This is a genomic window from Cupriavidus sp. YR651, from assembly GCF_900101625.1.
Lineage (GTDB): Bacteria > Pseudomonadota > Gammaproteobacteria > Burkholderiales > Burkholderiaceae > Cupriavidus.
Genome location: NZ_FMYZ01000017.1, coordinates 24,499 through 37,363 on the forward strand (window position 1 = coordinate 24,499; position 12,865 = coordinate 37,363).

Sequence of the window (12,865 nt, forward strand, 5' to 3'; positions counted from 1 at the left end):
CGCGCTTGTGGGGAAGCACATATGTATATGTATTGCAGCGTGGTAGCTTGATCCCGGAAAACTACGCTGCAATCCGCAATCATTGATGCATGTCGCATCAGGCCGCCCTTTCGTGCGGAACCTGTACTATCAGGCAGAAGCCCTTACCGGGAGTGCTGTCGATGGTGAGGCTGCCGCCCAGTAGACGCGCGCGTTCCCGGATGCCAAGAAGTCCCAACGATTTGCGTGGCCCGCTTGTGGATGGGATTTTGTCCCAGCCCACTCCATCATCTTGCACCTGCATCACAAGTTGGTGCTCTGATTGGACGAGCTGAATATGCACGGTGGTCGCGTCGGCATGCCGGACGACATTGCTTAACGCCTCCTGGACAATGCGGAACATGGCGATTGCCGTTTGCCCGGGGACGTCACTATCGGCACCGTCCACGCTCACCGTCAATCCGTACCGATTGGCGAAATCATCGGCTAGCCACTCAATGGCAGGAATCATACCCAACTCGTCCAGCAAGGCTGGCCGTAGGTCACTGGCAATGCGTCGAACCGACGCAACAGTATTATCGATTACGTCGTTTATGGCGCTAATCTCGCCTAATATGCCTGCTGTACCCCTGCCCTCTTTGACGTCCGCGCCGAGCATTGCCATGTCCATCTTAAGCGCGCTCAGCCGCTGGCCAAGGTCATCGTGTAGTTCCCGCGCAATGCGCCGCTTTTCCTCCTCGCGTGCAGCGAGTATTCCATCTGAAAGCTGCTGTAGGTCTTCCCGTGAGCGGCGCAGAGCCTCCTCCGCACCTACCCGCTCCGTGATATCACGCAGCATCACGGTGTACTGCTTGGCGCCTTCGTGGGCCGTTTGCGAGATGGATGCTTCGATAGCAAATTCAATGCCGTCACGACGCAAAGCGTAGAGTGCCAGTTGACGTCCCATCTGACGATCTGACACGCCCGTGTTCCCAAACCGGCGCACATGCTCTTCATGAGCGGCCCGGTAGCGCTCGGGGATGAAGTCGCTGAGAGGGCGGCCAATCGCCCGTTCGGCGGGCCAGGCGAACAGCGTCTCCGCCATTGGATTGAACAGCACTACACGCTGGTCACCGTCCACGGTGATGATCGCTTCCATAGAAGAACGGATGATCCCCGCCAACTGGGCCTCGCGATCGGCAATACGTTGGAGATCGCTACTCAACGTGAGCTTCCTTTGCCACCCCCAGAACAGTCCCGCAGCGAGCCCGATGCCCGCTCCAGTCAAGAGCACCAGCGGCGCCAGCATCTGCCGATACCGTTCGACGGTAGCCATCAAAAAGCACCCGACCGCGAGAAAGAGGACGACCGTTACACTGCCAATCGCCATAGCGAGGGAGCGAAAACAATTGAAAGGGGGCTGCACCTTGCCCGCGGGCGCCAAAGGCTTGCGCATGGAATGAACAATGATTGTGACGGATTGTCTCTCGCCCCCAATATATAGGGTGACAAGAGCTAAAGCGAAATTTGACCTAGATATGCGCCGTAATTGCCGCGTTCGCCGATGAGTGAGCGAATGCCGAAGTAGCCCGCTGACGACAGGCACCGCGGGTTCGCGGCATACCGAACCGCATCCGCCGCCTCTGGGCAGGAACAATTCCTCAACTCCTTGGCATTGCCGTTTGGTAGCCCGCGCCTAGGCCGCATCCCAGCCGTCGCCTAAGCCGACAGGCAGCACTACCGTGTCGAGTCGCATGCGATGAGTGTGCTTGATTGGCACTGTTTGCACGTCAATGACCCGGGTTCCATCCCAAGTTATCTTCGCCATCGCCCACTGATTTCCTGGTACCGCCGGTCGACGTCTGCACGCTGACAAAGACCTGTTCCCGCACTCAGCAATGCGGCGGAAGCAGCCGCCACTCCATAGTGGAATGCCTCTTGCCTGTCCGCGCCCCGGTTCAGTGCCCAGACCATTGCGGCAAGAAAGCTGTCACCCGCCCCTATTGAACTGGCCACTGGTGTAGGCAAGGCCGGTGCACGCAAGGTCGCGTCCGCCGTTACCAGCAACGCACCCTGATCGCCGAGTGTAAGTGCCACCATCTGCGCACGCCCGTCTCGGATAACTTCCAACGCGGCATCGCGCCATTCATCCTCCTCGTGCAATGGCAGAGCGGTTAACTCACGTAGCTCGCGCAGGCTCGGTTTGACTAGAAAGACTCCTTCGTTCAGTGCAGAAGCGAGCGCCGGCCCCGAAGAGTCCAGCACAGTACGCGTGCCGCGCTCGCGAGCCACGCGGGCAAGCCTTGCGTAGAAATCGACAGGAATCCCAGGTGGCAAACTGCCACTCATTACCAGATATCGCGCCGGCTCTGCGAGCGCTTCTAGATAACCGATGCAACGCTCCCATTCATTCTGCGCGACGTTCGGCCCGGGCAGCACGAAGCGGAACTGACGCCCCGTCGAAAGTTCGGTTACGGAGAAGTTTTCGCGGGTCTCGCCAGCAATCGCAAGGCGCACGGCTGCCAATTGCTCTGCATCGAGTAATTGCTGCAACAGCTGCCCGGTTCCTCCCCCGGCTAGATAGACGGCAAGGCAGTTCCCGCCAAGGCGGTGTATGACACGCGCCACATTGATTCCCCCTCCGCCCGGATCTCGCCTCGCCTCGCTGCATCTTAGCTTGCGCGTATCGACCATCTGGTCGATCGTGATCGACAGATCGACGGCAGGGTTTGGCGTGATTGTCAGAATGTCAGTCATTACCCGTAGGGGATGGTATGAAGCCCAAGGCGAGTGGCGTGCTACTCACTAGTACGCCATGCGGCATTAGATGGCGCTCAACGGAATTTTGAGGCGGTGCGCGCCGCGTGACTCGGGAGGGGCAGTCCAATTTCTCGGATACTGCCCCGAATCTGATCGCGCCTTGTCGCATGGCTTTCCGACATTCCGAACAGCGGCTCGGGGACGTTCTTCGTACCGCCGCCGTTGGCTGTTCGGAATGACGGCGCTTATCCGCACTTACGCTGACGCAGCCTTCGGCTTGGCCAGCACCACCGGGCACGGTGAATGCGCGATAACGCGGCTTGCTACCGACCCCATAACGGCGTCGAGAAACGCGCCACGTCCGTGCGTGCCCATGATGATGGCCTCGGCGTTGACCGACTGGGCGTATGCCACGATGCGCTCGGGCGCAAAGCCGACCAGGCCGTGCCAGACCGTTTCCACCCCAGCTGCCTGCAGGATGTCGATCACAGATTTCATGACCCTGGCGTTTTCGTCGGCATGCCAGGCCTCAATGTCTTGCTTGGCGATATAGGACTTGACCTCGCCGGACACGTCGGGCATGCAGTGCACGACATGCACACATATGTCCTCCCTGAACAGTTTCCGCCCTGCAACGCATCGCGCCGCAGCATCGCTATAGGCCGAGCCATCGGTTGCCAGGACAATGTTTTGCATCGCACCCTCCCATTACATGAATGTTGATGAAACGTCATCGACACGAATCGACATTCAGGCCATTACTGACGCCCGTGGTTATTACACTTTTCTAACGTATATGTGTTGCGCGAGCACGGACTTGATACATATCAGCATTGGCAGCAGCCCTCGGTGCTAGTTCACGGCTCATATGAACCGCAGTCCACTTGGGGGCTGAGGCGATCACGGGCTAAGGCAAGCGGCGCTGGCGTGGCCGGGAACGGCGGCCAACCGCGGTCATGGGCTACCCGCAAAGTCCAGCCCGATCAGCGCTGTTATCGGTCATGCACCTGTTGGACTAACATCACCATTACTGGGCACAGTGCCTAATTCGGCGCGCAGCCACAGCGCTAGTTTCGCAGGGGATCGGGTTCGCCATGCACATCGGATTTCGCAAATTCGACCTCGGCTTATTGCCAGTCGCGGCCGGCACGCTGGGAGGTGGCGTGCTGCTCTTTGCCTTCGGCGCAGCGGTGCCCGCAAGGCTCGCCTGGGCTTCTGGCGCGCTGGTCGTCGCCGTGGCGCTTATCGTCGCCATTGTGCAGTCGTTGCGCCGTAAGGAGGCCGGAGTCGATGTCCTGGCCCTGCTGGCCATCGGGCTGGCGCTGGCGCTTGGCGAATTCCTCGCTTCCGCCGTGCTGGCCCTGATGATCGAGAGTGGCAGGGCGATCGAAAACTATGCGCAGGCCCGGTCAGAGCGGGAGATGTCCGCCCTGCTCAGCCGCGCCCCGCAGTCCGCCAACCGCTTCGAGGACGGCGAATGGCGTGCGATCTCCCTCGATGTGGTCAGTCCGGGGGATCGTCTGTTGGTCAGGCATGGCGAAGTGGTGCCTGTCGACGGCGCATTGCTGGGCCAGGCAACGCTAGACGAGTCCGCCCTGACGGGTGAGTCGCTGCCACGGGCGCGCCTCGCCGGCGAGACCGTTCGCAGCAGTGTGCTAAACGCCGGTGCGCCGTTCGAGATGGTGGCAGCGACCACCGCAGCGGACAGCACCTTCGCCGGCATCGCGCGGATGGTGCGTACCGCCCGCGACGAGCGCCCGCCTGCAGCACGGCTGGCCGACCGTTATGCACTTTGGCTGGTGCCTATCACCCTGCTAGTTGCTGGGCTTGCCTGGTTCGCCAGCGGTGAACTCGCGCGAGTGCTGGCGGTGCTGGTGGTTGCCACCCCCTGTCCGCTAATCTTGGCCGTTCCGGTAGCGATCGTGTCGGGGGTCTCGCGTTGTGCAGGGCGCGGCGTGTTGGTCAAGGGCGGTGGTGCGCTCGAGAGCCTGTCGCAAGTGAGCATCCTCTTCTTTGACAAGACCGGGACGCTGACGGGTGGCAGGGTCCGCCTGGCGGCCATCGAAAGCGCGCCCGGATGGCAAGCGCCCGACGTGCTGCGCGTCGCCGCTTCGCTGGCGCAAGCCTCAGGGCATGTTGTCGCCGAGGCCATCACAGCCGAGGCACGCGAGCGAGGCCTGACTTTGGACCTGCCGACCGGCGTGGCCGAGACTGCCGGTGCCGGGGTTGCCGGACGGGTCGGCGAGCGCGCGGTAACGGTGGGGTCACCCGCCTTTGCCTGCGGCGGCGATGCCGGGCCACCCTGGTGCCAGGCCATGCTGCAACGCGCGGCCTACGAGGGCGCCTCGGTCTCGCTGGTCACCGTCGACAGCGCGCTGGTCGGGGCACTGCAGTTCGTGGACCTGATTCGCATGGACACCCCGCGCGCGTTGCGCTTGCTGCGCAAGGCGGGCATACGGCGGCTGGCCATGCTCACCGGGGACCGGCCCGACGTCGCCGAGACGATCGGCGCGATGCTGGGAGTAACCGAGGTGCATGCCAACCTCTCCCCCACGCAGAAGCTTGCCGAGATCGAGGCGGCGCGTCGCGAAGGCATTGTGCTTATGGTGGGTGATGGCGTGAACGATGCGCCGGCCCTGGCCGCCGCCGATGTCGGCGTGGCCATGGGCGCACGCGGCGCCGCAGCATCGTCGGAAGCTGCGGATGTCGTGCTGCTGGTGGACCGGCTTGACCGGCTGGTGGACGCGGTGCGCATTGCCCGCCGGTCGCGTCGGCTGGCCGTGCAAAGCGCCATGGCCGGCATGGGCCTGTCGTTCGTTGCGATGGCGATTGCCGCGTTCGGCTACCTGCCGCCGTTAGCCGGCGCGGCGCTGCAGGAGGTGATCGATGTGCTGGTCATCGCGAATGCGCTGCGCGCCCTGCGCGCGGACCCTTCAGGGCCGGCAGAGCGTCTGTCCACGGCCGACGCTGAGCGTCTGAACCAGGAGCACGCCGCGCTGGCGCCGCTAATGGAGCAGATCCGCAGCCTTGCGGACAGATTGCCAGCCATGCCTAGCCAGGCCGCGGGCACCGAACTGTGCCGCTTGTGCGCATCCCTCAGCGGGACTCTCTTGCCTCACGAACAGAATGATGACGCGCAGCTCTATCCACAGCTGGCGCGGCTGGTCGGGGGCGACGATCCGCTGGCGGCGATGAGCGGGATGCACCGCGAGATTTTCCGGGTAATCCGGCTACTGCAGCGGATGGCGGACGATTCACCGCCGGATGGGCCAGACGCCGGCCGCGTCAGGGAGTACCAGCGGCTACTTTATGGGCTCGATGCCGTATTGCGGCTGCACTGCGCGCAGGAAGATGAACTGTTCCATGCGCTGCGCGAAGATGCGCCGACGGAGTGACTTTCGGCGCCGACGGTGTGATACATGGCGAGGCCGAGATGGCGTCACCAGATGCCTGTAATCGCGACGTGGACGTGCGCAACGCCGCCGAGCTGCCAGTTGCCCCCAGCGTCCTCACGGACATGCGAAGCGTCACATCGAGTGCCGGGCCATCCACTGCGATATCGCGCGTCTGGCTCTAGCCCTGAAAGCCGATTGCCAGCACGTGGTGTCTGTCTGGAGAGAGTCGCAGCGAGCAAGTAGATGCACTGTTGAGTGCGCTGCGGGCCATTGTCGGCATACTCTGCAGTACGGCGGGGAATCAAGGCCCGACCCGGGGCGGCAGTTGACGTGGCGCGCACGTGTAAGCGGGCAGGCGGCGAGGAATATGGATATTCAATGGGACGACGCGGCATTGACGGCCGCCTTGCAGCAGCCGGACGCCTATCCGCACCCGGCACAACTAATAGAGGTCATCGAGACGCATATCTCGCGCGTCTTTCTAGCTGGCGACTTTGCCTACAAGGTGCGCAAGCCGGTGCGGTTCGACTTTGTCGATTTCTCCACCGCGCAGGCACGCCACGACGATTGTGAGACCGAGTTGCGCCTGAACCGCCGGTTCGCACCCGCCCTGTACCTGGATGTGGTGCCAATCGTTGCAGGCCCGACGTCGGGCTCGGTGCGCATCGGGGGCAGCGGCATGCCGATTGAGCACGCGGTGCGGATGCGGCGCTTCGACCAACAAGACCTGCTCAGCGCAAGGATGGCTGCAGACCGGCTGGAGCACGGCCATATCGATGCACTGGCGCACTGCATTGCAGCCCTTCACCAGGCGCAACCGCCCGCGGCGTATTCCGATGGCTTTGGCACGCCCGCCCGCATCGATGCGACGCTTGCCGAGTGCCTGGGTGGCATCAAGCGGCTGGCGCAGGCCGAACACCTGGCCAGCCGCGTTGCCAAGCGGTCGCGCAGCGAGGCCACTCGGTTAGCCGGCTCGTTCCTGGCGCGCCTGCGCAATGGCCATGTGCGCGAGTGCCATGGCGATCTGCACCTGGGCAACATCGTGCTGTTAAACGGCGTGCCGACACCATTCGACTGCCTGGAGTTCGACGCCGCGCTGCGTTGGACCGACACCATCAGCGACCTAGCCTTTCCGGTCATGGATCTGCTGCACCATGGCCGACCGGCGCTGGCCTATAGGTTGCTCAACGGCTACCTGGAACAATCGGGAGACTACGGCGCGCTGGCCGTCTTGCCCTTTTATCTTGCCATGCGGGCCTTGGTGCGCGCGCGCGTGATACTGGAGCAAGCCTGCCAGCAGCACGCTGCGGGCGCATCCATGGCACCGGCGCAGGCCGAGGCAGGCAGGCTGCTGGCGCTAGCATGGCGGTGCCTCAGCCGCCGTCGCGGGCCGATGGCGCTGATGCATGGCCTGTCCGGCAGCGGCAAGTCCACGGTGGCCGCACAGATGAGCGAGGCCGGGGCGATGATACGCGTGCGTTCGGACGCGGTGCGCAAGGGCCTGCACCGCGGCGTGATGGCCGCGGGTGGCTGGTATACCGCCTGCGAAACGGCGCGGACCTACCGGCGCCTGCTCGCCGTCTGCCGGCTCGGTTGCCGCGCCGGCTTCCCGATGATTGCCGACGCCACCTTCCTGGCCCGCGCCGAGCGCGAGCGCTTTGCGGCCCAGGCCCGCCGCCTTTGCGTACCTTTCGCCATTGTCACCTGCGAGGCTAGCCCTGAGACACTGCGCGCCCGCATCGCCGCCCGTGCCCGTGCCGGCGAGGACCTCTCGGATGCCGACATCGGCGTGCTGGCCTGGCAGATGCGTACCCAAGATCCACTGACCGAAGCGGAGCGCACCTGCGTCGCTACACCGGCCAGCTTCATGGTACGCAGGTGACGCCAGGGCCGACTTCATCCGAAGCCGTCCCGAGTTCGCTTGTATCGTACCCCGGCTTACCCCGTGGATCCGACTTGACGGAGCGCAAGCCACGGCCGGCGGCAGCGCCTACATTCGTCCATACAGGTGCCATGCGCAGAGCGCAGGCACCGCTCCTTGCAACAAATGCGAGCATCCCATGGACGAACTGAAGCGCATCCCTTATCAGCCCATCAAGGACCTGCTGCCACGCCCTGCCTCCGGCACGAGCGAGCGGGTCATCGCCCTGCCACAGCCAGACCGCACCAATGGCCTGCCGCTCATGGGGGCGCTGTGGCAACGCATGAGCACCCGTGAGTTCGACGACCAGCCACTGCCGCTGCAACAGCTGAGCGAGTTGCTGTGGGCCGCAGCGGGCGTCAACCGCTCCCAAGGCGGCGGCCGCACGGCCCCTTCGCCGCACGGCGAGGCGGTGATCGACGTCTACGCGGCGCTACCCGCCGGCCTCTACCGCTACGACCCGGTACACCATTGCCTAGCGCTGAAGCGCGCGGCAGACGTGCGCAGCATGACCGGCTACCAGGATTTCGTCGGCACGGCGCCGCTGGACCTGGTCTACGTCGCCAACCATGGCCGAATGCAAGACGTCCCGCCCAAGTTGCGCGAGACCTTCGCCGCCGCCGCGGCCGGCGCCATGGTCCAGAACGCCTATCTTTACTGCGCCTCGGCCGGACTCGGCGCGGTGGTGCGCGGCTGGCTCAACCGGCGCCAGCTGGCCGAGCATATGTCGTTGAACGAGGACGAAGAGCCGATCCTGTCCCAGACTATAGGGCGCCCGGCCCCGCGCGGCAGCGTGCCGGTCTAGGCATGCTGGCTGAATCGCCACTATCAGACAACAGGAGACAACGACATGATCAAGAGCCTCGGCAGTGCGGAACAGATCCGCAATGAGATTCTGCGGCGCCTGCAGGAAAACGCCGACCTCGGCGCCCCCTGTCGCGACTGCGAAATCCCATTACCGCAGCGCGTCGATGCCGCTGCCAACGGCGGCTGCAACTGGGCCATCGAAGCCTTCCCTGCAGTCCCGCCGGCATGCTTGGCTACAGTCAAGGCAGTCACGACCGAGATGATGCGCGAGTACGACCTGCGCTAAGAGGTCAGCGCGCCCCCGTCCGCTGGCGGGGGGCGGCTGTCGCTTCCATCGTGGCAGCCCGCCCGGTATTTTCCAACCGTCACGCATAAAGTTGCTCATGCCGACGTTGGCATACGGTACAGCGCTTCGCGGTCGGATACGCTTGCAAGCGTGAGAGCGGGATCAACTGCTGGCAATCGATGCAGATGCCGTACTGACCGTGCTGCATCCGCGCCCGTGCGGCGGCGATGTCGGCCAGTTGCATGCGATAGTGGTCCAGCATCGCGTCGTCCTTCTGCTGCGTGATTTCTTCGTCTGCAAGTTCGCCCTCATCCTGCGCCTCACGCTGCGCCAATGGTGTCATCGGCGTGTCAGCGGAACCAACGGCGGCATGGATACGCTCTTCGTCCGCGTCAAGCTGCGCCGCCAGCGAGACGGTTTCCTGCGCTGTGAGCTTGCTCATGATGGATCTCCTGAACCGTGTGCCCCGTGCAGTGCCTGCCGGATGCCGGATGCCAGGCGCTCTGCCACGGGAATACGGTTGGTTGGGTGTGCGACGGTGTCGCACGTGACAATGTGGGACGTGACAGCTTGCAGGTTGGCATAGGCTGCCTCCGCGAACAGCGCGTGAACGCCGACGCAGACTGGCGCCGGATAGCCGTGTTCACGCAGCAGCCGCGCCGATGCCAGCATGGTGCTTGCGCTGGACACCATGTCATCGACCAGTACCGGCGTACGGCCAGCGGGCGCGGGCAGACCGCTCGCGTTGATGCTGACCTCGCGGTCGCCGAAGCGCTGCTTGACCAGGACAATGCTGTCCGCGCCACAGCGGCTAGCGATGTCGTCGACCCACTGCTGGCTCTCCTCGTCGGGGCCAACGAGCAACGGCGCGCGCACCGCCTGGCGGATCCATGACGCAATCGCCGGGGCAGCATGCACGGCAATCGCCGGCTTGGTGAAGATCTCGTCCAAGCTACCGATCCGGTGAAGGTGCGGGTCAACCGTGACCAGCCAGTCGAAGCTGGCCCCTAGCAACGCCGCAAAATGCCGTGCCGACACAATCTCCCCTGCCCGGAAGACCTCGTCCTGGCGCATGTACGCAAGGTATGGCGCCACCAGTCCGACCCGCACGGCGCCGCTTTCCCTCGTCGCGGCAGCAAGCCACAGCAGCGGCACCAGCTTGGTATCCGGACGGTCCAGCGTGCACATCACGATGGCTTCGCAACCGGCCACAGGCTGCAGCAGCCTGACGTAGGACTCGCCGTCGGGAAAGCGCCGGACCTCAGCCTCACCCGGCCGGCCGGGCAGGCAGGCGGTGACGGCCGCAGCCTGCCGTTCGTTGCCTGGCATGGCGAATACGATTGGGTCCATGCGCATATCCTTGCAGGTTCGCATCCGACATGCCGTGCTCGCGTTAACGGCGGGTGACGGCCAGTGCGACTAGGGCGCCGGCCACGGCCGCGACCGCGGCAACGGAGCCCATGCTCTCCCAAGGATGCGAGTGGACGTAGCGATCCGTGGTGTCGGCCCATTGTGAGACCCGCATTTGCGCAGCCTGACGTTGCGTATTCAGGCGATCCTGGAGCGCTTGTAGGCGTGAGCCTATCTGCGCGCGTGCCTGGGCTGTCTCCAAGCTGGCTTCGTCGGCAACATCCCGCAACAACGCCTGTACATCCGCTAGCAGCGTGTTGGCATCACGGATCAGTACATCCTTGTGTATTAAGAGGTCCGCACGGATATCGTTCATGTCACTCTCCTTTTCACTGAGTCATCGCCGTGCATTGCACGGCACCATGGAAATTCTGTCGAACTGCTAGTCCCTGCTAGTTGCTGCCGCGGCGACAGCCCAGCGGCTAACCGACGTGGCCGTGCGGCGCGAGCTCCGTTGTTGCTGCAAAATGCTGGCAGAACCATTTGCCGGCGAGTTTGCCCACCTGTTCCAGCGCTCCCGGCTCCTCAAACAGGTGGGTGGCGCCGGGAATCACCTCCAGCCGCTTCTCGCATTGCATCCCCGCAGTTGCGTGCGCGTTGAGCTTCAGCACCAACGGATCCGCTTCTCCGACGATCATCAGCGTCGGCGCCCGCAACTGGCACAGCGCGTCGTGGCCGGCCAAGTCGACGCGGCCACCACGCGACACCACCGCGTCGATCCGCAGGTGCGGCGGCGGCTCCGCGGCGGCTCGGATGGCCGCGGCGGCCCCCGTGCTGGCACCGAGGTACCCGAGCCGCAGGTGGCGCTCACGCGCCACCTGCGCCACCGAGACCGTGGCGGCCCTGAGCCGCTCGCCAAGCAGGGCGATGTTGAACCGTTTCGACATCCCGACGTCCTCTTCTGGAGTCAGCAGGTCAAACAGCAACGTCCCCAGGCCCTTGCTGTTCAGCATCGAAGCAACCTCGCGGTTGCGCACGCTGTGGCGCGAACTGCCGCTGCCATGTGCAAACAGGACCAGCCCGGTTGCCACCTCCGGCAGGGCAAGGTCACCCAGCAGCGCGATGTCGCCGATATGGATTCGCACCTGTTCAATGGTGATGTGCACCATGAGACTTCTCCTTCCCCTCTTCCCGTCCTGCCACCGGCCTCACCAGCCTCGCCATCGTCACGCCCTGTATCAGTGCACGTTTAGCTCGGTCTCGGCACTGCCATAGTCGATCGTCTGCGTTCCCCGGGTAGGCATGGTGGATGGCGTTGCCGATGTCTCGCACCCGGTGCAGCCCGGTCGTGGTGACCACTGTGCCCTGATCGCCTGACTCGGTCGCCATTACGCGCTCCATCGGATGCTGGGTCTGGAGCTGGGCTTCGCGATGCTGCACCGGCGCCAGGATCTCAGCCCGATGCGCCGCCTCGAAGGCGCCGCCCAGGACCACCCCGCCGGGATCTTGTCGGCAACGCGCTGGCAGGCGGAGCATACGAGGGCGGACGCGCCCGGCGGTACGGAGTGCCATTGCCAGTGCCCTCGCATGAATACTGCACGGCAGACCGGACAACTCGCCACCATCGGGGCCGCCGCCGGTTGCTTGTAGCGGTCAGACATGTGCTCGATCGGCAACGGGTGCCGGCGGACGGGCGGGACTTTGATTGACTGAGCTCGGACTTTCACCTTGATGCCTCGTTAGTCGTTGACACGCACGCCGGTTGACGGGCCGATTGCAGCGTGTGCCGCATCTCTGCACCATTCTGCGACTCTGGTTCCGGTAGAGTCCGACGTGACCGACACTACTAACGCTATGCGCCTGCGCGGCTCTCAACTTGGGCTAGATCAAACAATGGCCAGACATTCGCGAACGACGCCGGCTACATAGCCTTCCGCAGTAGGCTGCACAGGACGGGCGTTGAGCAAGGCGGCGGCCTGCAGCCATCCCGCCACGCTTGGGCCAGGCCGAAGGACAAGTTCTGGAAGTCAAGCACGCGATGGGCATCCGAGTTGACGCTCACCAGCAGTCCGCTGGCCTTCGCCATCCGACAGCCGCTGTCCCACAGGTTAAGCCGCGTCAGCTGCCCGTTGGGCTCGACAAAACAGCCGCGGTCGGCCAGCGCCTGCAACACGCCTGCGGCCTCGAACCTACAGGCATGGCGCTCGCCGAGCAAGGCGATTTCATTGAAAATCGCGACAATGGCATCGTTGGTGCCAGTAGTATTGCGGGGTGGCCCTGGCGGGCAACCTTGCCAGTCGCTGCGGCGATGTGCTGAGATCCGGCCGTCACGTCGCTCCTCCTGCGCAGGCTGGCATCCCATGAATTCTGGACAACCATATGGCGAGA

The 12,865-nt window shown here is 64.2% G+C and carries 12 protein-coding genes; 5 read left to right on the forward strand and 7 right to left on the reverse strand.

All coding sequences use genetic code 11. The features are described from left to right. Positions 1-97 precede the first annotated feature (97 nt). The 3 genes from BLR29_RS28280 to BLR29_RS28290 form a co-directional block, all read right to left on the reverse strand. Positions 98-1,414, reverse strand: coding sequence for a PAS domain-containing sensor histidine kinase (locus tag BLR29_RS28280; protein ID WP_369804729.1), 1,317 nt, complete (start codon positions 1,412-1,414; stop codon positions 98-100). Between the two features lie 359 nt (positions 1,415-1,773). Beyond that, positions 1,774-2,715 (reverse strand): 1-phosphofructokinase family hexose kinase, encoded by a 942-nt coding sequence (locus tag BLR29_RS28285; RefSeq protein ID WP_092142227.1) that lies wholly within the window; start codon positions 2,713-2,715, stop codon positions 1,774-1,776. Positions 2,716-2,973: 258 nt separating this feature from the next. After that, a complete protein-coding gene (locus BLR29_RS28290) occupies positions 2,974-3,414 on the reverse strand; it encodes a universal stress protein (protein WP_092142230.1) in 441 nt (146 codons plus the stop codon). Positions 3,415-3,812: 398 nt separating this feature from the next. On the opposite strand from BLR29_RS28290, the gene BLR29_RS28295 reads away from it, so the two are divergent. From BLR29_RS28295 to BLR29_RS28315, 4 genes are all read left to right on the forward strand, one after another. Further along, complete coding sequence (locus tag BLR29_RS28295) at positions 3,813-6,113, forward strand: heavy metal translocating P-type ATPase (RefSeq protein ID WP_092142233.1); 2,301 nt, start codon at positions 3,813-3,815, stop codon at positions 6,111-6,113. 367 nt (positions 6,114-6,480) lie between these two features. Next, a complete protein-coding gene (locus tag BLR29_RS28305) occupies positions 6,481-7,995 on the forward strand; it encodes a bifunctional aminoglycoside phosphotransferase/ATP-binding protein (protein ID WP_092142236.1) in 1,515 nt (504 codons plus the stop codon). Between the two features lie 178 nt (positions 7,996-8,173). Beyond that, positions 8,174-8,839, forward strand: a complete 666-nt coding sequence (locus BLR29_RS28310) for a SagB/ThcOx family dehydrogenase (protein WP_092142239.1) — start codon at positions 8,174-8,176, stop codon at positions 8,837-8,839. Between the two features lie 45 nt (positions 8,840-8,884). Further along, positions 8,885-9,127, forward strand: a complete 243-nt coding sequence (locus tag BLR29_RS28315) for a hypothetical protein (protein WP_092142242.1) — start codon at positions 8,885-8,887, stop codon at positions 9,125-9,127. Positions 9,128-9,206: 79 nt separating this feature from the next. Here the strand turns inward: BLR29_RS28315 and BLR29_RS28320 are convergent, their stop codons facing one another. The 4 genes from BLR29_RS28320 to BLR29_RS28335 all read right to left on the reverse strand — a co-directional run bounded on the left by BLR29_RS28320 (position 9,207) and on the right by BLR29_RS28335 (position 11,646). Further along, positions 9,207-9,569, reverse strand: coding sequence for a TraR/DksA family transcriptional regulator (locus BLR29_RS28320; RefSeq protein ID WP_092142244.1), 363 nt, complete (start codon positions 9,567-9,569; stop codon positions 9,207-9,209). After that, positions 9,566-10,477 carry a ribose-phosphate pyrophosphokinase gene (locus BLR29_RS28325; RefSeq protein ID WP_092142247.1) on the reverse strand — a complete coding sequence of 304 codons (912 nt, stop codon included), beginning with the start codon at positions 10,475-10,477 and terminating at the stop codon, positions 9,566-9,568. Before BLR29_RS28325 ends, BLR29_RS28320 begins: the two co-directional genes overlap by 4 nt. A gap of 43 nt (positions 10,478-10,520) precedes the next feature. Next, positions 10,521-10,853 carry an ElaB/YgaM/YqjD family protein gene (locus tag BLR29_RS28330; protein WP_092142250.1) on the reverse strand — a complete coding sequence of 111 codons (333 nt, stop codon included), beginning with the start codon at positions 10,851-10,853 and terminating at the stop codon, positions 10,521-10,523. A gap of 106 nt (positions 10,854-10,959) precedes the next feature. Further along, positions 10,960-11,646: a dienelactone hydrolase family protein gene (locus tag BLR29_RS28335; RefSeq protein WP_092142253.1), complete on the reverse strand. Its 687-nt coding sequence runs from the start codon at positions 11,644-11,646 to the stop codon at positions 10,960-10,962. An 827-nt stretch (positions 11,647-12,473) separates the two neighbouring features. Between BLR29_RS28335 and BLR29_RS32720 the strand changes: the two genes are divergently transcribed. Beyond that, a complete protein-coding gene (locus tag BLR29_RS32720; RefSeq protein WP_218132726.1) occupies positions 12,474-12,794 on the forward strand; it encodes a hypothetical protein in 321 nt (106 codons plus the stop codon). Positions 12,795-12,865 lie beyond the last annotated feature (71 nt).

Coding starts and splice junctions, on each gene's coding strand:
- BLR29_RS28285 (WP_092142227.1), bottom strand. CDS start 2,715: ATGACTGACATTCTGACAATCACGCCAAACCCTGCCGTCGATCTGTCG.
- BLR29_RS28320 (WP_092142244.1), bottom strand. CDS start 9,569: ATGAGCAAGCTCACAGCGCAGGAAACCGTCTCGCTGGCGGCGCAGCTT.
- BLR29_RS28330 (WP_092142250.1), bottom strand. CDS start 10,853: ATGAACGATATCCGTGCGGACCTCTTAATACACAAGGATGTACTGATC.
- BLR29_RS28295 (WP_092142233.1), top strand. CDS start 3,813: ATGCACATCGGATTTCGCAAATTCGACCTCGGCTTATTGCCAGTCGCG.
- BLR29_RS28290 (WP_092142230.1), bottom strand. CDS start 3,414: ATGCAAAACATTGTCCTGGCAACCGATGGCTCGGCCTATAGCGATGCT.
- BLR29_RS28280 (WP_369804729.1), bottom strand. CDS start 1,414: ATGCGCAAGCCTTTGGCGCCCGCGGGCAAGGTGCAGCCCCCTTTCAAT.
- BLR29_RS28305 (WP_092142236.1), top strand. CDS start 6,481: ATGGATATTCAATGGGACGACGCGGCATTGACGGCCGCCTTGCAGCAG.
- BLR29_RS28310 (WP_092142239.1), top strand. CDS start 8,174: ATGGACGAACTGAAGCGCATCCCTTATCAGCCCATCAAGGACCTGCTG.
- BLR29_RS28335 (WP_092142253.1), bottom strand. CDS start 11,646: ATGGTGCACATCACCATTGAACAGGTGCGAATCCATATCGGCGACATC.
- BLR29_RS28325 (WP_092142247.1), bottom strand. CDS start 10,477: ATGGACCCAATCGTATTCGCCATGCCAGGCAACGAACGGCAGGCTGCG.
- BLR29_RS28315 (WP_092142242.1), top strand. CDS start 8,885: ATGATCAAGAGCCTCGGCAGTGCGGAACAGATCCGCAATGAGATTCTG.